Source organism: Sporosarcina sp. NPDC096371 (assembly GCF_044762865.1).
In the GTDB taxonomy this organism is placed as follows: domain Bacteria; phylum Bacillota; class Bacilli; order Bacillales_A; family Planococcaceae; genus Sporosarcina.
Map to the genome: position 1 here is coordinate 372,154 of NZ_JBIWFE010000003.1, position 25,416 is coordinate 397,569.

18 protein-coding genes, 1 pseudogene and 1 other annotated feature are annotated in these 25,416 nt (G+C 39.5%); of the genes and pseudogenes, 14 read left to right on the forward strand and 5 right to left on the reverse strand.

The features are described from left to right. The first annotated feature begins 69 nt into the window (after window positions 1–69). Complete coding sequence (locus ACIQ0H_RS10485) at window positions 70–1,152, forward strand: bifunctional 3-deoxy-7-phosphoheptulonate synthase/chorismate mutase (protein WP_403414059.1); 1,083 nt, start codon at window positions 70–72, stop codon at window positions 1,150–1,152. Between the two features lie 94 nt (window positions 1,153–1,246). Further along, window positions 1,247–2,245 (forward strand): catabolite control protein A, encoded by a 999-nt coding sequence (gene ccpA, locus ACIQ0H_RS10490; RefSeq protein WP_403414060.1) that lies wholly within the window; start codon window positions 1,247–1,249, stop codon window positions 2,243–2,245. Window positions 2,246–2,432: 187 nt separating this feature from the next. Here ccpA and ACIQ0H_RS10495 read toward each other — a convergent pair whose 3' ends face one another. From ACIQ0H_RS10495 to ACIQ0H_RS10505, 3 genes are read right to left on the reverse strand one after another with little or no spacing between them, the layout of a single operon-like run. After that, window positions 2,433–3,599, reverse strand: coding sequence for an acetoin utilization protein AcuC (locus ACIQ0H_RS10495; RefSeq protein ID WP_403414062.1), 1,167 nt, complete (start codon window positions 3,597–3,599; stop codon window positions 2,433–2,435). After that, window positions 3,596–4,243, reverse strand: a complete 648-nt coding sequence (locus ACIQ0H_RS10500; protein WP_403414064.1) for an acetoin utilization AcuB family protein — start codon at window positions 4,241–4,243, stop codon at window positions 3,596–3,598. Before ACIQ0H_RS10500 ends, ACIQ0H_RS10495 begins: the two co-directional genes overlap by 4 nt. Before the next feature lie 16 nt (window positions 4,244–4,259). Then, complete coding sequence (locus ACIQ0H_RS10505; protein ID WP_403414066.1) at window positions 4,260–4,892, reverse strand: GNAT family N-acetyltransferase; 633 nt, start codon at window positions 4,890–4,892, stop codon at window positions 4,260–4,262. Window positions 4,893–5,068: 176 nt separating this feature from the next. Here ACIQ0H_RS10505 and acsA point away from each other — a divergent pair, with 176 nt between their 5' ends. Further along, window positions 5,069–6,787, forward strand: a complete 1,719-nt coding sequence (gene acsA / locus ACIQ0H_RS10510) for an acetate--CoA ligase (RefSeq protein WP_403414068.1) — start codon at window positions 5,069–5,071, stop codon at window positions 6,785–6,787. 116 nt (window positions 6,788–6,903) lie between these two features. Here the strand turns inward: acsA and ACIQ0H_RS10515 are convergent, their stop codons facing one another. Then, window positions 6,904–9,732: a transglycosylase domain-containing protein gene (locus ACIQ0H_RS10515; RefSeq protein ID WP_403414523.1), complete on the reverse strand. Its 2,829-nt coding sequence runs from the start codon at window positions 9,730–9,732 to the stop codon at window positions 6,904–6,906. Window positions 9,733–9,891: 159 nt separating this feature from the next. After that, window positions 9,892–10,088, forward strand: a binding site (T-box leader). A gap of 84 nt (window positions 10,089–10,172) precedes the next feature. Between ACIQ0H_RS10515 and tyrS the strand changes: the two genes are divergently transcribed. After that, window positions 10,173–11,438, forward strand: a complete 1,266-nt coding sequence (gene tyrS / locus ACIQ0H_RS10520; protein ID WP_403414070.1) for a tyrosine--tRNA ligase — start codon at window positions 10,173–10,175, stop codon at window positions 11,436–11,438. A 228-nt stretch (window positions 11,439–11,666) separates the two neighbouring features. Here tyrS and ACIQ0H_RS10525 read toward each other — a convergent pair whose 3' ends face one another. Beyond that, window positions 11,667–11,885 (reverse strand): hypothetical protein, encoded by a 219-nt coding sequence (locus ACIQ0H_RS10525; protein WP_403414072.1) that lies wholly within the window; start codon window positions 11,883–11,885, stop codon window positions 11,667–11,669. Window positions 11,886–12,062: 177 nt separating this feature from the next. Between ACIQ0H_RS10525 and ACIQ0H_RS10530 the strand changes: the two genes are divergently transcribed. From ACIQ0H_RS10530 to ACIQ0H_RS10575, 10 genes and pseudogenes are all read left to right on the forward strand, one after another. Further along, window positions 12,063–13,643, forward strand: coding sequence for a response regulator transcription factor (locus ACIQ0H_RS10530; RefSeq protein WP_403414073.1), 1,581 nt, complete (start codon window positions 12,063–12,065; stop codon window positions 13,641–13,643). After that, window positions 13,644–15,428, forward strand: a complete 1,785-nt coding sequence (locus tag ACIQ0H_RS10535) for a cache domain-containing sensor histidine kinase (RefSeq protein ID WP_403414075.1) — start codon at window positions 13,644–13,646, stop codon at window positions 15,426–15,428. A 148-nt stretch (window positions 15,429–15,576) separates the two neighbouring features. Next, entirely contained in the window at window positions 15,577–16,860 is a 1,284-nt protein-coding gene (locus tag ACIQ0H_RS10540) for an ABC transporter substrate-binding protein (RefSeq protein WP_403414077.1), read from the forward strand. Between the two features lie 157 nt (window positions 16,861–17,017). Next, window positions 17,018–17,890 carry a carbohydrate ABC transporter permease gene (locus ACIQ0H_RS10545; protein WP_403414079.1) on the forward strand — a complete coding sequence of 291 codons (873 nt, stop codon included), beginning with the start codon at window positions 17,018–17,020 and terminating at the stop codon, window positions 17,888–17,890. After that, window positions 17,887–18,711, forward strand: a complete 825-nt coding sequence (locus tag ACIQ0H_RS10550) for a carbohydrate ABC transporter permease (RefSeq protein WP_403414081.1) — start codon at window positions 17,887–17,889, stop codon at window positions 18,709–18,711. The genes ACIQ0H_RS10545 and ACIQ0H_RS10550 overlap by 4 nt, the downstream gene beginning before the upstream one ends. Window positions 18,712–18,769: 58 nt before the next feature. Continuing rightward, the gene (locus ACIQ0H_RS10555; protein WP_403414083.1) at window positions 18,770–18,919 is read left to right on the forward strand and encodes a hypothetical protein; all 150 of its coding nucleotides are present in this window, start codon (window positions 18,770–18,772) and stop codon (window positions 18,917–18,919) included. 103 nt (window positions 18,920–19,022) lie between these two features. After that, the gene (locus ACIQ0H_RS10560) at window positions 19,023–19,328 is read left to right on the forward strand and encodes a hypothetical protein (RefSeq protein ID WP_403414085.1); all 306 of its coding nucleotides are present in this window, start codon (window positions 19,023–19,025) and stop codon (window positions 19,326–19,328) included. Window positions 19,329–19,347: 19 nt separating this feature from the next. Then, window positions 19,348–24,081, forward strand: coding sequence for an FIMAH domain-containing protein (locus ACIQ0H_RS10565; RefSeq protein ID WP_403414087.1), 4,734 nt, complete (start codon window positions 19,348–19,350; stop codon window positions 24,079–24,081). A gap of 397 nt (window positions 24,082–24,478) precedes the next feature. Next, a pseudogene (locus ACIQ0H_RS10570) lies at window positions 24,479–24,971 on the forward strand (alpha-galactosidase); the annotation flags it as partial. Window positions 24,972–25,109: 138 nt separating this feature from the next. After that, the gene (locus ACIQ0H_RS10575) at window positions 25,110–25,316 is read left to right on the forward strand and encodes a GH36 C-terminal domain-containing protein (RefSeq protein ID WP_403414526.1); all 207 of its coding nucleotides are present in this window, start codon (window positions 25,110–25,112) and stop codon (window positions 25,314–25,316) included. Window positions 25,317–25,416 lie beyond the last annotated feature (100 nt).

Below are 25,416 nucleotides of genomic sequence, written 5' to 3' on the forward strand. Positions count from 1 at the left end.
TTATCTAGAAATGTAACATATATTCCCCTCTTCGGAAAGGGAATCATATGTGGGGGAGGAGACGGACAGATGAAGCAAAATGAATTGGAACAATTACGCAGTCATGTAAACGAGCTAAACATCAAAGTTTTGGATCTCATTAACGAAAGAACAGCAGCGGTTCAAGAAATTGGGAAAGTAAAAGAGAAGCAAGGTGTTAATCGATATGACCCAATCCGTGAGCGGGAAATGCTTAACTCCCTGAAAGAATACAACAACGGTCCGTTGCCAAATGGAATTCTTGAGCAGATCTTTAAAGGGATTTTCATGTCTGCACTTGAAATTCAGGAAGATGACCAACGTAATGCATTACTTGTATCACGTAAACGCAAAGCGGAGGATACAATTGTTGATATTAATGGTCATAAGGTCGGTGATGGTAAACCATCATTCATTTATGGTCCATGTGCAGTTGAATCATATGAGCAAGTACTAGCTGTTGCACAGTCCATTAAAGCTAAAGGATTGACGATGATTCGAGGCGGCGCATACAAACCACGTACTTCACCATACGACTTCCAAGGACTAGGCTTAGAAGGTTTGAAAATCTTGAAGCGCGTTTCTGAAGAAACAGGTCTGTCAGTTGTAACGGAAATCATTACACCTTCACATCTTGAAGAAGCAATGGATTACATTGATGTTGTACAAATTGGTGCACGTAATATGCAAAACTTCGAATTATTGAAGGAAGCTGGTATGATTAATAAGCCGGTACTTCTAAAACGCGGTTTAGCTGCAACAATCGATGAATTCATCCATGCTGCTGAATATATTATGTCAAAAGGAAATAGCCAAATTATTCTTTGTGAACGTGGTATCCGTACATACGAACGGGCAACTCGTAACACGCTAGATATCTCAGCTGTTCCAATTTTGAAACAAGAAACGCATTTACCAGTATTCGTTGATGTTACGCATTCGACGGGTAGAAAAGATTTGTTACTACCAACAGCAAAAGCTGCAATTGCAGTAGGCGCGGATGGAGTAATGGCAGAAGTGCATCCAGATCCAGCTGTCGCATTGTCTGATTCTGCACAACAAATGGACTTGCAACAGTTTGAGGAATTCTACGAAGCCATTCAACGATTCATGAACACCCATCAAACAATCTAATATGCAGACGCCGGACCTTTTATGGTTCCGGCGTTTTGACTTAATGTAGCGTGACGAATTATACTATATTAAGTGGACGAAAGGAGTAAAATCAATGGCTGTAACGATTTACGACGTCGCCAGGGAGGCAAACGTTTCGATGGCAACCGTTTCCCGTGTCGTTAATGGCAATCAAAACGTCAAGCCTGCAACAAGGAAAAAAGTGCTTGACTGCATCGAACGGCTTGGTTATCGACCAAATGCTGTGGCAAGGGGACTTGCTAGTAAAAAAACTACAACAATCGGGGTCATTGTTCCCGATATCTCGAAAAACTTCTATTCTGAACTGTCTCGTGGGATAGCAGATGTTGCGACAATGTACGAATATAATATTATATTGTCAAATTCCGATGAGCGTACGGCGAGGGAAGTAGCACTGATTGAGGACCATCTAGGTAAACAGGTGGACGGGCTTATTTTCATGAGTGACTCCGTTTCTGATGAGGTACGGAAAGAGATGTCGACAGCGAATGTTCCAATTGTTTTGGTGGGGACCTTGGATGTTGAAAAACAATTAGCAACGGTAAATATTGATTTTGAAGAAGCGGCGTATGAGGCAGTCAATAAGTTAATCTCAAATGGTCATGAACGAATTGTGTTTGCTTCTGGCCCACTCACTAAAGATATCAATCGTATAAGTAAGAGGGCAGGGTATGTTCGTGCACTTCAGGAAGCAAATCTATCTGTTGACGAGGCATTAAGCATTGAAATTGATAATACGTATGATGGCGCCTATGAAGCATACAAACAAATCACAGAATTACAAGAGGCACCCACAGCTATTTTCGCAGGAAGTGATGTACTAGCTGTCGGATTGTTGAACGGGATTAGGGATAGCGGTCTATCTGTTCCAGAAGACTATGAACTAATTTGTTTTGAACATTCTATTTTGGCAAGGGTGATTAGGCCACAATTGACCTCAATTGTAGTGCCGTTATATGATTTGGGTGCAGTTTCCATGCGTTTATTAACAAAATTGATGAATGGTGAAGAAGTAGATGACAAGCAGGTCATTTTACCATTTAGGCTCGAAGAACGCGATTCAACGAAATGAAAAACGGGCAATCTTATCAACTAGATAAGATTGCCCGTTTTTTTATTGTATTGGGAATGATGAAGTCCCGAACTGGGGATAAGTTAAGACATCAGGATTTAGCGTCAAGGCTTCAACCCTTCAACCCTTCAACCCTTCAACCCTTCAACCCTTCAACCCTTCAACCCTTCAACTCTATTGTTCTAGGTCAATTTAATTGTTGTTCATTTCGGATCGTATGTAAGGCCCGACTAAGCATTTGTGCGTTCTTCTCATTGATTTCAGCTTTCCGTGGGACGGCCTCATAGAGTGTTTTTGGATCCTCCCATGTTGGAATGAGTGACACGGGAGACTGATCTTGCCATGCCGTGAGCCAGTCTTCTGGAAGAGGGCCGGTAGGTGCTACATCTTTCGTCATGGCCAACCAAATAAGGGCCCAGGCTCTTGGTACAACACGCCAGATGTCGTAGCCCCCGCCCCCAACGGCAATCCATCGACCATCACAATACTGATCGGCCATTTCCCGGGCAATACGTGGTATTTCTTTGTAAATCGCCATTGTTCCATATAAATGGGTTAACGGATCGAAGTAATGTGCGTCGGCCCCATTTTGAGTCAGAATGACATCGGGTTTGAAAAATTCCGTCACTTCAGTTATTGCTGACCGATAAATAGATAGAAACGACTCGTCCTCTGTAAATGCATCAATCGGAAAATTGAAGGAAGTACCGTAGCCCGTGCCATTCCCACGTTCCGTAATATTACCCGTGCCAGGGAAGAGATAGCGACCAGTTTCATGGATTGAGAGTGTACAAACGGATGGATCATCGTAGAAAGTCCACTGAACCCCGTCTCCGTGATGGGCATCGGTGTCGATATACAGGACGCGTGCTCCGTACTTCTTCTGCATGTATTTAATCGCAACGGAACTATCATTGTAGACACAAAAACCGGAAGCCCGTCCATGGAATCCATGATGAAGTCCGCCGCCAAGATTCAATGCATACTTTGTGCGGCCTTCCATGACTGCATCTACTGCTGTCAGTGTGCCACCAACGAGCAGGGCACTGGCTTCGTGCATATTTGGGAAAATGGGGGTATCATCTGTGCCGATGCCGTAAACATCTCCAATATCTTTATGCAATTCTCCTTTCCCTGCCTTTTTTACAATGTCGATATACTTGCTATCATGTGCAAGCAGTAGTTCCTCATCCGTTGCCATGCGAGGTGGAATGATGTCGCTGTCCTCTATCGCCCCATACTTTTTTAATAGATCAAGGGTTAATAGAATTCTTTTTTGATTGAACGGGTGTGTGTCAGAAAATGAGTACCTAAGTTGCTCTTCAGAAAAGATGAACGTGGCATTTTTCTTCATATGACTATACCTGGCACGTTTGGCCAAAGAACCTCAAACCCGCTATCTTTCAATCCTTGGATGCTGTTTAGTGGATTCATAGAGTTGATGCGAATGACCAAAATTTTAGTGGTTTCGTTCGTCTTATCAGGATAAACAAGCACGCTTAATACATTGGTTTTCTGTTCATAAAAGACTTTAGATACCTCAAACAGAATGCCGGGTACGTTAGGTACGCGTACTTCGATTTGTGAACCAGGTTGGTGTGCACCTGTTAATTCAATATATTTGTAGAGTAAATCGGTTTCCGTGATAATCCCAACAAGCTTATTGTTGGAGACTATTGGAAGGGCTCCGATTTTATTGTCATAGAATATGACGGCCGCTTCTTCCACAAAATCCATCGGATGACCGATAATCAAGTTCGTTGACATGATTTTGGCAAGCGGCGTATCGTATATGCTTTGGTCAACTATTTCGGCAATAGAGGATGGGACTATTTCTTTTATGTCTCGATCCGTCACAATACCGACTACTAGCCCTTCAGTCGAAAGGATAGGGACATGACGAATTTTTTTGTTACGCATTGTTTGAAGTGCGTCTTTCACTGTGTTGTTGGTTGTAAGGGTTGTGACGTCTTTGATCATGATTTCCTCAATTAGCATTTGACTAGCGCCCCTTTCAATACATGAATCGGTTCATGAACCGTAAACTATCGAACTGCTGGATAGAATCTTGGTCAATCCTATTGCCAATCCGTGCCATTAAGCAATTGGCGGGGTGTGAACATATTTCTGGATCATCTGTTGCGTAGTACTCCAAACCACCTGCGTTCATCATCTTTTCCATTACTTTTCGGTATTCCCAAACATTTAGCTTGGTGCCTTTCAAATCCCAGTGCCAGTAATATTCTGTTGTCAAAATGATATAGTCTTCCATTGCTTCGTCCATCATAGAGACTTGTAGTAGAGTTTTACCGACACCGCCACCCCGAAACTTAGGAATCACTTCAATAGCCCCGAGTTCAATCAGATTTTCCATTCTTCCCTGCGACCAGCGCTCTAGTGGATCTGGATACAAGTAGGTGACGTAGCCGACGATTGTATCCATATCGCGTACAATCAGAATACGTCCTTCTGGAAGTGCCGCAATTTCGACCAATGCTTTATGTTGCTGGGGAGCGGGCCTAAATGCGACAAGCTCTTCATGGAATTCAAAACTTGCAAGATCTCCGGCCGATATGGGCCCTTCAATAATAATACTGCCGTTCTTATGCTTAATTTCTGCTGCGTTATATGTTTTTATATGTTCCAATTTGATCACCGTCCCATTAGATATACACATACCCCTAGTATACAACAAATACAAGAAAGAAAATCCAATGCATTCTAACAAAGTTGGAACAATCCGAAGAATAGAATTAGTTAGCTAATTAGATATAAAATAAGGTAGAATGAAAAGTGTGAATATTTTCTGAAAGGGTGAGATGGATGGTAATGAAAATGTTGCCAGTAGTTCAAGGGGATTTTCAATTAGCAAACTATGATCGTATGGTTGCAGATTTTAGTTGGGCAGAAGTAGAAAAAGAATTTAGTTGGTTTGAAAGTGGTCTGATCAATATTGCTCATGAAGCAGTAGATCGTCATGCAAACTCCTATCGCAAAAACAAGGTTGCGCTTTATTATAAAGATGCAGAACGAAAAGAATCATATACTTATAGAGACATGAAGAAAATGTCCAATAAAGCAGCAAATGTACTGCGTAATCAATCATCACTTGAAAAAGGGGACCGGATTTTCATCTTCATGCCACGCTCCCCAGAATTGTATTTTGCTTTGTTAGGCGCATTGAAATTAGGAGCTATCGTGGGGCCACTTTTCGAAGCATTCATGGAAGGTGCAGTCTACGATCGGCTATCGGATAGTGAAGCGACGGCAATTATAACAACACCGGCACTTGTTGACCGAATTCCTGTCGACAAGTTACCTCATTTGAAAACGATTTTCCTGGTTGGGGAGGACATAAAAGAAGAAGGCATTATTGTAGACTATAACAAATACATGAAAGATTCATCGCCGCACTTTCAAGTAGAATGGATGGATCGAGAGGACCCGACAGTCCTGCATTATACTTCAGGTTCAACGGGGAAACCAAAAGGGGTCTTGCATGTTCAAGAAGCCATGGTACAACAACTCCAAACAACGCGTTGGGTACTGGATTTGAATGATGAGGATACTTTCTGGTGTACGGCAGACCCTGGTTGGGTAACGGGTACGGCCTATGGCATTTTTGGTCCTATGCTCGCAGGTGCGACAGTTTTAGTGGTTGGCGGAAGATTCTCATCAGAAACTTGGTACGAAGCCATTGAGGAGTATGGTGTGACAGTCTGGTACAGTGCGCCTACTGCGTTCAGAATGCTTATGGGGGTAGGAGAAGGACCATTAAGAAAATACGATCTTTCTTCACTGCGCCATATTCTATCCGTTGGCGAACCGCTTAACCCAGAAGTTATTCGCTGGGGATCAGAGGCGTTTAAACTTCGTATCCATGACACATGGTGGATGACAGAAACAGGTGCGCAGACGATTTGTAACTTCGGCTGTCTGCCAATTAAGCCGGGTTCAATGGGAAAACCAGTTCCAGGAATTGAAGCAGCCATTGTTGATGATCAAGGAAATATCTTACCACCGAACCATATGGGTAATTTGGCTATCAAAAAAGGGTGGCCGGCTATGATGCGGCAAATCTGGAACAATCCTGAGAAATACGACTCCTACTTCATGAATGGCGAATGGTATGTGTCAGGTGACTCAGCGTACGTCGATGAGGATGGCTACTTCTTCTTCCAGGGACGTGTAGATGATGTGATTATGACAAGTGGAGAGCGCGTAGGTCCGTTCGAAGTAGAGAGTAAACTACTTGAACATCCTGCGATTGTCGAAGCGGGTGTCATTGGAAAACCAGATCCGGTCCGTGGAGAAATTATCAAAGCGTTTGTTGCACTTCACGATGGCTATGAGCCGACAGATGAGTTAAAAGAAAATATTAGGACATTTGTTAAAAAGGGGCTTGCTGCACATGCTGCTCCACGCGAAATCGAATTTAAGGACAAGTTGCCAAAAACAAGAAGCGGAAAAATTATGCGCCGCGTGTTGAAAGCTTGGGAATTAGATTTACCGACAGGTGATTTGTCGACAATGGAAGATTGAAATTGAACTGAAAAGTAAAAAGGCTTACCTACTATTAAAAAATAGTGGGCAAGCCTTTTTTAGTGTCTCAGAAATCGTGCTGTGTATAAGTACTGACATAGACTCTTAAATGATAGTTAATCGGTCCAAATGTCATCAGGGATATCGTCAGCGGATGGAGTATCCACATCATTTCCGTCCCCGTTATCTGGTGGTGTTACAGGTGGCTGTATTTCTTCTTCATCTTCACTAGGTTTCATTGTCTCGATCGTCGCGACATTGGAGTAGTCCGAAAGTTTTCCGGTAATATCAACAGCTCTTACAGTATAGGTACCGCTTCCCATCGAGTAAGAGTTTGATGATTGGTCCCTTATGACAGCAACCTTTACACCGTCCTCATAGACGTAATAGCCAACCACATCACGGGAAAACGAATCATTCCATGTCATGGTTGTCCCGTTTACCTTAAGTTCTACGTGTGCGGGTGCTACATTGTCCGCTTCAAATACGGAGCCAGACACAATGTTGGAGGCAAAAGCCGAGTTCTCCGGGAATAATTTAGAAGCATTACCTTTCCAAGGTCCAAGCATTCTCTTGATAAAGGCTTCGTTGACACCCGTACCACCCGATGATACAAACTCTGATGGTGTGGAAGAGTGTGCAAGATATCTTTCTCCTTTTATCATCACATAGGAAGAAGAGATGATGCTATCATCTTGTTGTGTCGGTAACATCACTTTTGCGTTAAATAAATCAGATTTTACAAGTCCGGCAGCTGAACAGGAAGCTGAAGGGGCTAGACCAGATATACCACAGAAAGATCTGGTTACCACGCCTTCTGGTTGGCTGAACTTCGAAGTAGCGCCAATTAAATCCGGAGTTGCTTCGTTTGCAGCATTCATGATGCGGGCGAACAACATACTCGTCCTTTTAGAAGGGTGTAATGTTTGCCTTTCAAGTCCGTTATAAAGGCTTCGCTTTTGATCCTTGTAACCAAGCCAAACGCCAAGGGAGACATTCGGGTTGTAACCAACGAGCCATGCATCCCCGAAATCTTGCGTTGTTCCTGTTTTAGCCGCTAGGTCCATAGAAAAATTAAGATTTTGTGGAACCCGTGTGGCTGTGCCACCAGGTTTCAAAACATCCCGCAGCATATCAGTGATAATATAACTTGTTTCTGGACTGAATACGTCAACAGGTTCAATTTTATGTTCGTAAACGATATTGCCATTCTTATCTTCAATTTTCTCTATGATGTATGCATCAATGAACTGTCCACCGTTTGCAAATGTTGCAAAGGCATTTGTATTCTCTTCCACACTCATACCGACATCCATTCCTCCATAAGAGGTGGCATAGTTCACGTAGTCGCCTGGCGTTAATTTTGAAATGCCCATCTTAGCAAGAAATTCGGCTGGTCGGCGATCGATAATATCTTTATATAGTCGTGCCGTAGCCAAGTTCAATGATTCTGCAAGTGCTTTTCTGGCTGGTATAATACCGCGTTCCAGCGATTTAGTGTAATTGCTTGGTGCCCATGGTTTGCCGTTGGATTGTGGTACGCTAAATTTCACATCGACGACGGGACTACCAGCTCCTATAACGCCATATTCGATGGCTGGTGCATAGACTAGGAGCGGCTTCATCGAAGAACCATTTTGTCTATACGCTTGTGTAGCGTGATTATAATTGACTTGACTATGATCGCGTCCACCGATAAAGGATAGAATTTTACCCGTACTGTTTTCAATCATGATTGCACCGACTTGGACGGGGTCTTCCTTCAATTCCACTTCACCGGAATCTGGATCTTTTACTTCTTGGGTATAGGTGAATCCGTAATGTTCGAATGACTTACCGACTTCATTCATCTTGTCATACAAGTTCTTATTGACAGTTGAATAAATTCTATATCCATCATTCTTCATTGAGCGATTTGCCAAAATGTTGTACTTTTCGCTGAGTTTCTTTTCCTTATCAAGACGATCAGGATCAACGCCGTCTTTTTCAGCGATGATTTTTGCAAGGATGTCGACGGTGCGATTTTGGATTTCTTGTGTTAAATACGGATACTTTTCATTCGCACGTAAAGCGGGTTCGCGGAAGTCCTTTGTAATATCATAGGCTATCGCTTCATCGTATTGTTGTTGCGTAATGTAATCTGTTTCTTTCATTCTAAAAAGAACGGTTTTCATCCGGTCGATGCCGGGTTTAAGATATTCTTCATCTTTTAGCCCGCCGCCACTTTTAAAAGGTGTATAGGCGAAAGGTGCTTGTGGAATTCCAGCGATGAATGCAGCTTGTGCTAAATTCAAATTTGACGCTTTTTTATCGAAAATCCCACTCGCAGCCGTTTCGATACCCGCGATATTTTGTCCATTGGCATTTCGTCCGTATGGAATGATGTTTAAATAGGCTTCTAAAATTTCATCTTTTTCCATGAAATGTTCGATTCTCATGGCAAGTAGAATTTCTTTTGCTTTCCGTTCGTAGGACACTTCGTTTGTTAAAATTTGATTTTTTATCAGCTGTTGTGTAAGTGTCGAGCCTCCCGTTTGGTTATCGGAATTTGTAACGTCTTGAAAGAGTCCACGGAAAATGGCTTTTGGAACAATTCCATTATGCTCTTTAAAGTATTCATCTTCTGTTGCGAATACGGCATCAATAACATAAGGAGAGACTTCGTTAAGTTTTATATCTTTTCTCTCGATATCTGAGTTGACTTTACCGATATATACATCACCCGCAAGGTAAATTTCGGACGTTTCCTCATAATTGAAAATAGCGTCACGCATTTCTCCTTTGGGTCGAAGTGGTTCTTTTGCCACTAAAGAAGCAAAATAACCAGCACCGACTGAAGCTGCAAAAACGGTTAATGTTAGTCCGAAAATGATGAACAGTAAAAATAGGTTCCAGACAACGCCAGAAGTGATGCGCATCCCTGTTGCCCATTTTGTTTGAGTCATCTTTTCAATTTTTTCTTCTATAAGGTCAAGTCGGTTTTTTCTACGTTCACGCAAGTAATCGCCTCCTAAAATCTTACCTAGTATAGCACATTTTTAGTGTTGGCTATCGATAATATTTGACAATTTATGAATTTAAGTTAGAATGGGTGGTATATATTTATTTACATGTTGAAGAAGTCGGAGTAGTGGCGATGGAACCGTTTAGAGAGACAGCGGGTGGTGGAAGCTGTTCGGTACACCGTGCATGAATTACAACTTTGGAGTGTGGCGCGGATGCGGCGTTAGTGCATATTGAGCGGAGAATTTATTCTCAAGCTGGGTGGTACCGCGTTAATGATGTGATTAGCGTCCCTGCATGGTTTTTTAATCGTGCAGGGGCTTTTTTGTATCTAGCACAAGTACCTGTAGTAGTTTTATCTAACATTTTAGGGGGAATTTTAATGACGAATGCACTGATGGAAGATTTAAAGTGGAGAGGCTTATTGTACCAACAGACTGATGAACAAGGTCTTGAAAAAGTGTTGGACGAAGAAAAAATTTCCCTGTATTGCGGTGTTGACCCAACGGCAGATAGTATGCATATTGGCCATATCGTCCCATTGCTAACGCTTCGTCGTTTTCAGATGCATGGGCATCGTCCGATTTTACTTGTCGGTGGAGCAACGGGCATGATTGGGGATCCATCAGGCCGTTCTGATGAAAGACAGCTTCAGACAACGGATCAAATTGCGAAAAACGTTGAGGGTATTAAAGGTCAGTTGGAACGAATTTTTGATTTTAATACGGATAATGGCGCACAAATGGTTAATAATCATGATTGGATTGGCTCGCTGAGTATTATCGAATTTTTACGTGATTATGGAAAACTATTAGGCGTCAATTATATGCTAGCGAAAGATAATGTAGCGTCGCGCCTTGAAGGTGGTATTTCCTTTACTGAATTCTCATATATGTTAATTCAAGGAATTGACTTTAACCATCTTTACAACAACTACAACTGCCGTGTGCAAATTGGTGGCTCGGATCAGTGGGGAAATATTACAACAGGTCTTGAAGTGATTCGTAAAACACATGAAGAAGAAGCGAAGGCATTCGGGATTACGATTCCACTTGTCACGAAAGCTGATGGTACGAAGTTTGGGAAAAGTGCAAGTGGTGCGGTATGGCTGGATGCAGCGAAAACATCTCCGTACGAGTTTTACCAGTTCTGGATTAACACAGCTGACGCGGATGTTATTAAATACATGAAAATTTTCACGTTCATGGAACGTGAGCAAATTGAGGCATTGGAAGTTTCGGTGCAAGAAGAGCCACATTTACGCAAAGCACAGTTGACGTTAGGAGAAGAAATGACGCGTTTGATTCACGGTCAAGATGCACTGGATCAAGCAATTCGTATTTCCAAAGCACTGTTTAGCGGTGATTTGAAGGCGTTAACGGCTAGTGAAATGAAGGATGCGTTTAAAGATGTCCCTTCATTTGAAATGGTGAAAGAAGACAAAAATATTGTCGATTTCATTGTCGAGTCGGGTGTGTCGCCATCGAAGCGTCAAGCACGTGAGGATGTGACGAATGGTGCGATTTCTTTGAATGGTGAGCGTGTGACGGATACGGCTTATGAAGTAGATGCCGAGGATCGTCTGGAAGATGCGTTTATCATTGTCCGCCGTGGGAAGAAAAATTATAAAATGGTGAAGTTTGTTTAATAGATTGAATAGGTGAAGCTTATTAACAACGCTTGGCGCATAGTGATGCCCCACACGAATAGCTTGATGAAAAACCACCATTGGGGAGGGATTGAACTGCATCCCTCCTTTGTCTTATCGCTTTGTCGATCCCGTTTAGGCGTCTTCGCTGGAGATTGGTGGAAACAACATCTATAAAAAATAAAAGCTATTTTCCTTATGACATAGGGAAAATAGCTTTTTTCTGCTTTATGCATTTGTTATCCGATCAGGTAATTTCAAATTCCCTTCAAGCAGGCGAGGGGAAGGACAACAATAGAGTTCTTCTATTTTAGTTAGACGTCCATCTTTGGCAGCAAGTTCTTTCCGGCTGGGTCGCATCAAGATGACTTCTATTTTCACTTTAAAGGCCCGAACACCAACCCATGCAGTCGTTTTTTTCTTTGATGTAGCCTTTACCTTCACCAATTGTCTAAATCTGATTACTAAATTTCTTGTATTGGACTGCGAAAGTTGAGTAGTAAATTAATATGCATGTTTTCTGTTCAAATCGGCTATTGTATAACACAGTGTATAAATGGGGAGCAGATGTTATAATGGAATGCATAAAGTAAACGTTGTCTTCGTTAATAAGGAGAATAAACTGTGCCTAAACATCATTTTTGTAAAGTATTAATTGTTGACGATGAATTGCTCATTAGACAAGGGATTAAACATTCTATTAACTGGGAGCAGGAAGGCTTTCAAATTATTGGAGAAGCCTCGAACGGAAAAGAAGCACTCGAATTAATCGAACAGATACAACCTCATATTGTGATAACAGATATGGTAATGCCAGTTATGGATGGTGAGGAACTAACTAGAATAATAAAAGGTAATTACCCGCAGATAGAAATTATCATTTTAAGTAGCTTTGGTGATTTTGATTATGTTCGCTCCACATTCCAACATGGCATTACAGATTATATTCTCAAACCACAATTGGAGGAAGCCGGATTATTAAAAGTTCTAAAAGCCACAGTAGATAAAATTCCTGGATTTATACTGCCTACTAAAGACCGGTATACGGTAAATTCAATGGAAAAAATGATCGATAAAATTATGATGGGATATGGGTTTGATGAAGACGATTCAATTATTATGCAGTCTCTCCCACATAGTCAGTATTGTTTATTTGGTGTTGATTTTAAAAATCGCGGAAAGCAAAAGCTTTCTGATCTACAGTCAATAACGAGAAAAGTTGAAAACGAAATTCACCGAGGACTCCCACATATTACATATCAATTCGTACCGGCAGATCAAGATATTTCAGTCTTTTTACTTAACTTTGAACCACATCAACTAGAGTCGATCAAACAATTCATTAAAATGATCGCAGTATCCTTAACTTTCTCTGAATTCAACCTTGGCTGGGCACTTACAAAACCATTTTTAAATTTTCATGATATAAAAACCAACTATCAAGAGGAATTAGTAGTATTCATTAATCATCGCTTTTATTTTCCTGATACAACCGTGCTCATTTATGATGAAATACCTAAGGCACCAAAAATTGAAGATCGCTTTCAATTAGCGAAGTTTACAGAGGCGTTTAAACGTCAACAATTTAAGGTAGCCTTTCAAAGTTTAGATGAGCATATTCAAATTTTAGTTCAACAGTATACAAATGACGAGTTCGTATTTAAGTCATTTTTAAACAATATTATATTTAATATAACAACCCTTTTGGGCAATATGGAATATAAAAACATCGAATTAGACCAGACTAAATATGCCTATTTCTCCGCGATTGATGGGGCCATGATTGCAACAGATGCTTTGACACATTTTGAGAGTTTTTTAGCCGAAGTAAGTGCTGTAATTGCGGAAAATCCCGTACATCCAAATCTTACAAACATGAATAGGTTACTAGATTATATTGATGAAAATTATGAAAAACCACTGAATTTAACAGTGTTAGCAGACCATTTTCATTATAATCCATCTTATTTATCCAATTATTTTGGTACGAATAATAAGCAGGGATTTAATGAATACTTGAATAAAGTTCGCATCGAAAAATCCATTGAATGGCTAGAAAATGGAAGTACGCCCATTGCGGAAATTAGTTCACTAGTCGGTTATTCAGATCAAAGTTACTTTTCTCGGGTATTTAAAAATCTAATAGGAACATCCCCCAGTAAGTATCGCCGACAATACTTACTAGCCGCGAGGAGACGGAAATGAATGATCTATATACTTGAACGCATTAAAAAATCTGGATTATTTGTGAAAATTTTTATTGTAATGGTCATTAGTATTATTACAATTTCAGTAACAATTACATTTAGTACACTACGGATGTCTGAAAATTTATTCATGAAGACTTTTAGTATTACAAATGCGAAAGTAATTGATCAAATTAATACAAGTGTTGAATCATTTAATCATTCAATTGCCAATGCGGCTAATAATATTTCGAAGAATAGAACGATTATGACGTTTCTAACGGAAAATGATGCAGATTCCCTTTCTATGTCTAGATCTTATTACAATATGGCTACACAGATGAGCCCCATTCACTCAAAATTAGATGCTTATGATGTCGGAATTACTATACTTGGTATTAATGGACGCTATTATTCGACAAATCGTCCATATTGGGAGATTTCTGAACAAGCATTGCCAAATCACCCGATTACTCTAAAAACGAATGATGATCCAAAGAGGTTACAATATCACTTTGACCAGCCGAAAACGGAAAGAGGAACCAAACCACAGTCGACAATCATTGCCACCAAAGCATTAATTGACGGGGATACAGAAAGTGTCTATGGAACAATTTACTTTACGATGAGGGAGCCTAGCTTTAGGCAATTTTTCACGAATTATACGAGTGAAGGTAATGATGTTGTTGTTGTAAATAGGAACGGCATAATTGTGTCCAGTAATCGTACTGAAATGATTGGTCAACAAGCCACTGAATTATTAAATCATGCTCTTGATATGGATAAACATAACTTAAACTATAAACAAATTGATTTCAATAATAGTGAAAAGATGGTACTAACAAAACATTTCCCATTACTTGATATGTATTTGATAAATTTAATTGATCGGAAATATGTCCGAGATAATATCATTAATACAAAGGCAATTATAGTAATCAGTATCTCAATCGTAAGCGTCGCCTTGTTGTTTGTCTATATTATATCTAGAGGTTTAACGAAATCATTAACCCGTCTTGTCAAAGAAATTTCCAGTATGTCAAAATACGATTTTGAACATTACGTCACCGTTTCAGGTAGTTATGAAACTAATCTTCTTGCAACTGAATTTAATCATATGATTGATGAACTACATGAGTATGTTGATGCGTTAATGATCACGCAGAAGAAACAACGTAATGCAGAGTTATCGGCTTTACAACAACAAATTAATCCTCATTTTTTATACAATACACTGGCATCTATCAAAATTATCGTCCAGCAAGGAAATCGAGAAAAGGCATCGGAAATGATACATGCACTCATTTCTTTATTACAAAATGCGCTGGGCAATGTTAGTGAAACGATCACAGTTGAAGAAGAGTTGAAAAATATGGAAAACTACGTATTTATTAACAATGCTCGTTACGGGGAACGAATCAGAGTGAACTATTATATATCTCCTAACTGCTTGACTTACCAGCTGCCTAAGTTGATCATTCAACCTTTTATTGAAAATGCATTTTTTCATGGATTTAATCAGAAAAGTTCTGGGTTCATTTATATTATGATTGGACAAGAAGGTGAAACACTCATTTGTGAAGTCATCGATAATGGTGACGGTATGGAAATGAATCCTAAACAGCAACTTCCTAATTACAAAAGTAAACGTCAGTTATTTAGTGGGATTGGCATTAATAATGTCAATGAACGAATCAAACTATTATATGGAGAGACATATGGTGTAGAAATATCAAGTCAATTAGACAAAGGTACAAAAGTTAGAGTTCGTCTACCGATCACGAATACAAATAAAATCCAATAAACTAAAGATAATACAAATTAATATAAGTAAGCGTTATTATAACTAAATATTTTAACTATTGAAGTAAAGATCGTGCTAACGATCTTTACTTTTTTTATGATAATCTAATGTTTGTAAACGTTTTCAAAACATTTTAGGGGGTAAAGTAATGAAAAAAATAATGGTTTTATTATTAGTAACTATATTTCTGCTAGTGGGCTGTTCATCATCAGATTCCAAAAATGATAGCAATAAAGGTAAAGAGGATGATCCGATCACCGTTTGGGCATGGGATCCAAATTATAATCTTGCGGCTCTAAATATTGCCAAAGATTATTATAAGAAAGTAGATGCGGATTTAGATGTCACGATTATTGAAAACGGCAAGGATGATATTGTCCAAAAATTAAATACAGCTTTAAGTTCGGGAATAACAAAAGGTTTGCCTAATATTGCCTTGATTGAGGATTATCAAGCACAGAGCTTTTTGCAATCATTTCCAGATGCTTTTTACCCATTAACAGATGTCTTTAATGTGTCTGATTTTGCAGAATATAAAATAGCACCTACTAGCTTTAATGGCCAAAACTATGGTTTACCATTTGATACGGGTGTAACAGGTCTATATGTCCGCACTGATTATTTAGAAGAAGCGGGTTATACAATTGATGATATGAAAGGGATTGATTGGTCGGAGTATATAGAAATCGGGAAAAAGGTGAAAGAAGTAACAGGAAAAGACTTTATTACAATTGATCCAAACGATTTAAGAATCATTCAAATAATGATTCAATCTGCAGGCTCTTGGTATCTGAAAGATGATGGTGTGACACCAGATCTAGCAGGTAACGAAAAGATGAAAGAAGCGTTTGAATTATATAAGGCAATGTTGGACGCGAATATTGTGAAGATAAACTCTGATTGGGGTCAATTTATTGGAATTATTAATTCTGGCGATACCGTAACTGTACCGACCGGAAACTGGATTACACCTTCTATTAAAGCTGAAGAATCACAATCTGGTAAATGGGCGATCGTTCCGCTACCGACTCTTACAGTCGCTGGTGCAACCAATGCATCGAATGTAGGCGGAAGCTCTTGGTATGTACTTGATATACCGGGTGCAGAAAAAGCAGCAGACTTCCTAGGTAAAACATTTGGATCAGACGCTGAATTTTATCAACAGTTAGTCACTGAGATTGGAGCAATTGGTACGTATAAACCAGCTTCTGAAGGTGATGCCTATGAAATCGAAGACGAATTTTTCCAAGGGCAAAAAATTTACGCTGACTTTGCTGAATGGATGGAGCAGGTTCCAGGTGTTAACTACGGGCTGCACACATATGCAATCGACGACATTATTACTGTTGAAATGCAGAACTATATGAATGGGAAAGATATCGATGATGTCCTAAATGATGCTCAAAAGCAGGCGGAATCCCAACTTAAATAACGGGAAATGAATTAAACAATAGGATCCTTAGACAATTGCTGCTCTATCGCATCCTTACTTCGATAGATAGCGGTAAATGAACTAAACATCTTGAACCTTAGACAATTGCTACTGTACTTGTCTAAGGTTCTTCATAATAAAAAGGAAGTGAATAAAAATGATTACTAGATTTAGAACCGGTTTAATGGGGTGGATTTTTGTAGGTGTAGCCGCGGTTATGATTTTCCTGTTTTATTTTTATCCAATGTTTCAAGCTTTTCTTCTCTCTTTTCAATCAGGATCAGGAATCAATTTAAGCTTTGTTGGATTAAGTAACTATAAACGTGTATTTACTGACCAGACGTTTATAGCAGCAATTACAAACACATTTATCTTTTTAATAGTGCAGGTACCTATCATGATTATTCTAGGCTTGTTTCTTTCCGTTCTCTTGAATGATCATACATTAAAATTTAGAGGTTTTTTTAGGATAGCGATATTTTTACCTTGTGTAACTTCACTTGTCGCTTATTCTGTCATTTTCAAAGATTTATTTGCAATAGATGGTATTGTCAACAAATTATTAATCCAATTCTCATTGATTCCGGAAGGGATTCATTGGCTGAGTGATCCATTTTGGGCGAAGGTAACCATAATAATCGCAATTACATGGCGCTGGACAGGCTATAACATGATATTTTATTTGTCAGCACTTCAAAACGTTGATCGAGGAATTTATGAGGCAGCAAGGATAGACGGTGCTTCTGCCTTTCAACAGTTTTTCAAAATTACAATTCCGATGTTGAAACCAATTATTTTATTCACTTCTATTACATCGACAATTGGAACATTACAGCTGTTTGATGAAGTGATGAACATTACAAAAGGTGGACCAGGTAATGCAACAACAACGGTCTCTCAATATATCTATAATCTTTCATTCAAATATACACCCGACTTCGGTTACGCAGCGACTGTTTCTTATTTTGTTGTCTTTATTATTGTCATACTTGCACTTATACAATTTAAATTGGCGGGTGATAAAAAATGATTAAATTAAAAAGAATATCTACTTATTTATTCTTAATCATCGCTTCCATCATCTCTATTTTCCCTTTTTTCTGGATGATTGTCAGTTCCACAAATAGCTCTGTTGATGTCACGAAAGGACGGTTACTACCTGGAAGTCATCTTATTGAGAACTTTAAAAGTTTAATTGAAATGGTTGATATTGTTCCAGCGTTAACAAATTCAGCTATCATTTCAGTTACTACTACGATTTTATCACTGCTAATCGCTTCATTAGCTGGCTATGGATTCGAAATATACCGTAGTAAATCAAAGGATGTCGTTTTTAATATTTTACTAGTTTCTATGATGATTCCATTTGCGGCATTGATGGTTCCGTTATATCGAATGTTTGGTGCAATTTCACAAACAGTACCGCTTATTGGCATTGATACATTTGCAGCTGTTATTTTGCCGACTATGACAACCGCTTTTTTAATTTTTTTCTTTAGACAAAACACAAAAATGTTTGCTAGAGAATTGGTTGAAGCAGGCCGGATTGATGGCCTAGGTGAACTTGGAATCTTTTTCCGTATTTATATGCCGACAATGAAGACATCATATGCAGCCGCTGCAATTATTACATTTATGGCTAGTTGGAATAATTTCTTGTGGCCATTGGTCATTTTACAATCACCTGAAAAGCAGACAATTCCATTACTTATATCTAATCTTGAGTCGGGTTATACACTCGATTATGGTGTGACTATGATGGTAGTAGTTATTGCTACATTGCCATCGGCGCTTATCTTCTTCTTAATGCAAAGACATTTTGTCGCTGGAATGATGGGATCGGTCAAGTAGCAAACGATCCGGTCAAGTTATATTTTGAATAAACATCGCAACTTGAGCAGAAATCGAAATGCTGGAAGTTGCTGTACATAGCGATATTCTTGTTTCGGACAATGCGATTTCATTTACCTTTAGCCCATTTGAGGTGAAAACAACTCGCTTCACCTTATCGTTAATTGTAGCCTGTACGGGAGTTGATGCTGGATATGCTGCTAACTAATAAATACCCCTTATAGGAGGTGATGAGCCTGACAAAATAAAGCTTACAGCAACTTCAATGTCGCTTAAATCTGCAACTGTTAAAAAGATGTTAGTTAATTTTCTTGCTAATTGAAGAAAGCTTTAAAAACTTGCAGATTGCTTATCCGAATGGTATTGAAACACGAGCTGAATTTGCAGAGTTGTTAGCTAGGACACTGAAATTGGCTTCGATTGATCCTGCGTTTAGTTTTACGGACCAAGGACCAAACACCAGCTTGGGCAAAGCCGCAGCAGCTGAAGCAGTCATTAGCTGTGCTAAACAATCAATAACAAACGTTTTGGTACGACGCACTGTCCTAGCCAGAATCACAATCAGGCTGGGAATAAAGACGATGATGTTTGCATTCGACTATACCAAAGGCTTTTAAAATGTGAGGAGATGATGAAATGCATAGGAATACTTTTAAAAAAATAACACAATTATTTTTATTATTTACATTGATTATGTCCCCGTTCTACGGAGTTATTCAAAATGTAAGCGCTAGCACATTAACGGATAAGATTTATGAACAGTTCTTTGTATCTACAACAGGTAGCGACGATAATGACGGGACTTATGAACATCCATTTTTAACGATTGAAAAAGCTCGAGAAGCTGTTCGTCAAATCAATAAAGATATGACTGGCGATATTTATGTATTTGTTGCAGAAGGTGATTATTACATCCCAGAAGGAATGAAGTTCAATGAAGGGGATTCAGGTTTTAATGGGCATCGTGTTCATTATAAAAGCCTTGGAGCTCCTGGAAGTGCGCGTTTAATCGGCGGTGTTCCTATTAAAGCTATGACAACCGATTGGAAGAAAGCGAGTGCTGATGATGCGGATACTTCGGACTATTTAAGTTACTTACCAGAATCTGCGGTAGATCAAGTTTATAAAGTTAAACTTGATCCTAAAAAATATAACTTTAACCAACTTTATATTGGCAATCAAGCAGATACTAGCTTTAATAAAGCGATTATGGCTCGTACGCCGAACAAGATAGAAGATGCTAGATTCCAAGCGTGGAATGGTCCTTATATCTTATCAACTAAAGGTTCAAACAAAGATATGGGTTACAAATCGAACGACCTGACCCCGGCTCAAATTGAAGCCCTAGTAAAAGCTCAGGCCGCAAATGTTGCAGAAATTGCTCAACTATTTGTTTTTGACGCAGGTGGATACGCATTTGAGTCTAATACGCTTCCTATTAACAGGATCGATACAGCGAATAATATGATGTATTCACCGTTCAATCCTGATCATCCTGAAATGTATATTACAAAATACAACATTAATGCTGACGCTCGTTATTTCATGCAAGGAAATATTTCTTTCTTGGATGAGGCTGGCGAGTATCATTATGATAAAGAAACTGGTTGGCTTTACTACTATCCAACAGCAGATGATGGAATTGCAAGTGTTGAGGATATGAATAACTTGAATGTCGTAGTTCCAACGACAAAGGAAATTATCCGTTTGCAGGGTTCTGATAAATCGGAAATCAAGGATTGGGGCAATGAACCGGATCTTGCTAAACAAGTTAGTCACATCACCTTCGACGGATTCACGCTTGAAGCTACAGAATCAGATCATTATATTGTAGATGGCTGGAGCTATGGTGAAACTTGGTATGCTGGTGGTACAGCAATACCATACCCACCACCAGAGGCAGAGGGCAGTACACAGCCATATTACTCTGACTATGCTGTTCGTCCAGCGTATATGCATGGCGGGTTTACATTAATCAATACGAATAATATTACTATTCAAAACAGCCGTATTACTAATATGGGACTGTTTGGAATCGTTGTTTGGCGCGATAATTCGCATAATACGTTCCAAAACCTTGAAATTAGTAATACAGGTATGGGCGGTATCAATTCGGATGGTGGTTATCCAGGTGTTGGAAAATACAATAATAATCACACATTCTATAATTTATCCATTCACCATGTTGGACAAGTCAATGCTTTCGGTGCGGGATTACAAGTAATGAATACAGGGCATAGCAACTTTAAGAACCTCGAAATTTACTATGCACCACGACGTGCGATTTCATTTGTTGGTCAAGCACAGACTATGCCTAATGCTAGTCCGAACTTTGACCCAGTGAGGGACGTATACAATTACGGCAACCGTTTCGAATATATTTATGTGCATGATTCGGAGCAAGATACTGCCGAAGATAGTGCTATCTTCATTGGAGCACTCTTCAAGGGCGGCGATGTACAGAGAATGCACGGCACGCGGATCCCAGCGGAGGCTATTAATAAAGAAACAGGTGAAGCGTATGGTGAATTAAAGGCGGGTAATGTCTTTAATCAAATTGTAACTTCAGAGATTGGTAGTGCACCTGACGTCCGTGATCCTAATACGGTTCATGGTATGGACTTAGCGATGGGCGCTACAGGTACTTACCTTTCTAATATTGAAGGTATTAACAACCAAAGCGCTAATTTACGTATTGAACCGACTCAAAATGGTGATGTATTTTTTGTCGATAACGTAAACAGTGATTTTCCAACGTCAGCATATAATCCGCGTCTTTATTATTCGTTTGACAATTCAAAGATGGAATATGACAAAATAGGAATTAATCGTCAAGACTTCCCATTTACTTCCGAATTGTATAATCCAATCTCGCCGAAATTACAAGCGAATAGCTATTTTTCAGATGACTTTGAAGGCGGGGAGATTGACACAACAAAATGGTCAATTGAAAAGGGTAATCCTGTTATCTCCACTGCATATACAGCTGAAGGTCCGTTCAATGGTCATTATTCACTGTCCATTAACGGCGGTGCGAAAGGAAATTTAGATGGAGTTGCAATTAGCAGAACATTCGACGACAGCTTAAACAAAATCGTTACGGGCTGGTTCTTCGATAAACGTCGTGATTATGCCGGTAATGACTACTGGGAAGGCTTAAATGATTCGGATGTTAGAGGTCAATCCTACATGAGAGTTGATAACAATACTTCTGACAACCTTGTTGGACTTGGAATTAACGGTCATGCTAGTAGGGACTATTTCACTTACCTTGATGGTGCGACTGAAAAATTAACGGATATACATCGTAGTTTTGGGTGGCATCAGTTTAAGTATGACTACTCAACTCCCGGTAAAGTTACACTTTATATTAATGACCAAGAGGTAACAACACTTGATAGGGCGTCATTCAATTATATTGGTATGGGCAATTACGATAGCTCTGGCCAACCTGGCAAAAATACAGGTATGTCCTACTTCGATCTTATCGATGTCTACGGTGGGGCAGACGCTGATCCAGTAGAGCCGCTACAACCGGGATCGGGTACTGTACCACCATATGAGCAACCAGAAATAGTAGACCCTGTTACTTTAATTGAAGGTTGGGATTTTGAGAACGGTATGCCGACAACCGAGAAAGCAATTACAAATACCGGACAATCCACAGATTATAATAAAAATGGTTTTACAACTTTTTGGGGATCTGATCCGAATTTAAAAGTTATAGACAACCCGAAAAAAGATGATAAAAATGACAGTGAGAAGGTTATGATCGTCAATAATGAACCAAGTCTCTATTATGAAGAGACACCTGAGCATGAATGGAGTAATTACACGCTTGATTTGAAATTTGCGCTTGATAGTGATTATACAAGCACTGCACAACCATTACGTTTCTTTGTTAATACACAGCCAATTGTCGAATCTGGTACTCACGCTGGAAAAATGACCTACCAACCGGCGGGATATAATGTTGCTTTTAATAAAAACAACAATAAAATGGAGTTATACCGTGCTGATCTAAATAGTGCGGCTACTAATTCGCACACTTTAATTGAAGGATCGACAACTGTTGATCTGCCTGACAATCTATTTAAAGCAGTCGGAAATGGTGGTAGCTGGCACACGTTATCCATCACTGTAGTAGATGGTACGATATCTGCAACACTTGACGAAACGATCACGATATCTGGACAAGACGCAACTTATGCAAGCGGCTATTTTGCTTTTGTACCTTATGATGGTAACAATGCAAAGTTTAACTTGGCTATTGACGATATTAGTATTAAGACAAACTCAAGCATAACGAATATGGTATATGACGCGAATCTTAAGCTTGGAAACGCGACATTGAATGGAGAATTCAACCCTAGTCATACAACATATCAGGCGACAATAGTCGATCCAGATAAGGATGTTACACTCATTAAGCCGACTTCAGAACACGGTGCAACATTCGCCATTTTACTGAACGGCACAGATATTACGAACGAATTCGTGGATATGACGGCGCAATCTTTACCGTTAATCTTCGGTTCAAATACGCTCACAATCGTTCAGACATCAGCGGTGGGAGCGAAAATTAACTATACTGTTGGGATTTATAAGTCCCATGCCACCGCAACAATTGATGCAGTATCACCGGTATCAACAACGGTTGGTATATCACCAAAACTGCCGAAAATGGTTAATGTGACATTTGATGGCAAGACTACTCAATCTATGGCGATTAAGTGGGATATGATGAACAATACGGATCTTGGTACTCCGGGAACATACACTGTAAATGGTTCCTTGGTGGGGATGTACGGCAAAGTAAGCATTACCGTTCATATTAACGGGGTAACATCTATAGGCTCTTTAGAACCTATATCAATGTTGACTACGGAATTGCCTGTATTACCAACATCAGTTTTGGCGGAAACCATGAAAGATGGTGTACTTGGAAGTACGACATTACCGATTACTTTTGTTGAGGTTGATCCTTCTGTATATACAAAAGTAGGAACGGTAGTACTTGTAGCTCATGTTAACGGGCGTTCTGAGAGATTATTGCAGAAGATTTTTGTCTCAGATGCAGCTGAAGTTCCGGAAGAGCCACAACTAGTGGAGACCGCAGCCGAATTGAAGATACTCGTAGAACAACTGGCGGCAGAGGGAGCACTAGATAAGACGACTGCGCGTTCCTTGATCCTTCATTTGACCGCGGTAAGTCGCTATGAAGAACAAGAATTAACGGAGAAAGTGATCAAACATATGGAAGGCTTTAGACTGTTGATAGACCATCACAGAGACAATGAGTTGTTGTCTGGGGAAGTGTATAGCGTTCTTAAAGCTAATGCCGATTCGTTGATTAAGAAGTGGCAATAGGTTTTAAGCTAGGGTTACTCAATTCCCTTGTGAAATTTAAAGTTTTTCTATAAAAATAAACATATAGCTGATATTCGTAAATCTCGCTTTCGCCAAAGTAAATTTAGCTAAAAAGGCTAAAGACTTGATTAGTTACTTGGGTATTAAATAACAAGTAGATAGTGGGCTAGTAGGCGCGCGAAATTAACTATTCAGCGATGAACTAACCTGATATTTATGAAGCAGTATAATAACTTTCAATTGAATAACCACTACATGTAAAGTCCCCTTAGCAAATTTACTAACATAAAAAAGATAATTGCTAAGGGGCTTTCATGAATCTATTTATCGGAGTGATCAATGAAAATATGATTAGGGTGTAGAATTCGTCTACCGATCACTTGGACGAAACCAGCTCATTCTTGATCTCTCTCGTCAAGATGTCTGTGAAGCGGTAATTAAAATGGTGTCCGACATTTTGAGCAGTGCACCCATTTCATATGTGAAATGGGATATGAATCGCAATATGTCCGAGATTGGATTGGCACAATTACCAGCGCATCGTCAGCCGTTATATGCTGGGACTATATCGAGTACTGGAGACGATTACAACAAAGTTTCCACATGTTTTATTTGAAAGTTGTTCTGGTGGCGGTGGCCGCTTCGACCCAAGCATACTTTACTATATGCCACAAACATGGACCAGCGATAATACCGATGCCGTAGAACGTTTGAAAATTCAGTATAGGACAAGTATTGTCTATCCTGTCAGTTCCATGGGGGCGCATGTTTCAGCATCACCAAACCATCAAATCGATCGCTCAACTTCGCTTAAAATGCGCGGTGACATTGCAATGTCTGGCAATTTCGGATATGAGTTGGATTTGTCTCAATTTACTGATGAAGAAATGGAGCTTGCTAAACAACAGGTTGCTTTATATAAGGAAATTCGTAAATTGGTTCAATTTGGTAATTACTATCGTTTGTTAAGTCCGTTTGAAGGCAATGAGGCTGCATGGATGTTTGTAAGCGAAGATCAAAGAGAAGCGATGGTTGTTTACAGCCGTGTTTTAGCTGTACCGCATGAGCCGTTTGAGACGCTGCAGCTTAAAGGACTTGATGTAAATGCCGATTATATAGTAATTGAAACCGAAGAACAGCTTGGTGGGGATGAACTCATGTATAACGGCATTGATATTCCGTTACTTCAAGGAGATATTCAAAGCTGGTTAATTAGGTTGAAACATGTAGATTGAATAAGTCTGCAGAATAATTATGAAAAGTTGTCATAGTGGCTTTGTATACTTCCAGCATCATTCTCTTTATTTCGTAATGGATAGAAAAAAGGAGAAGGAA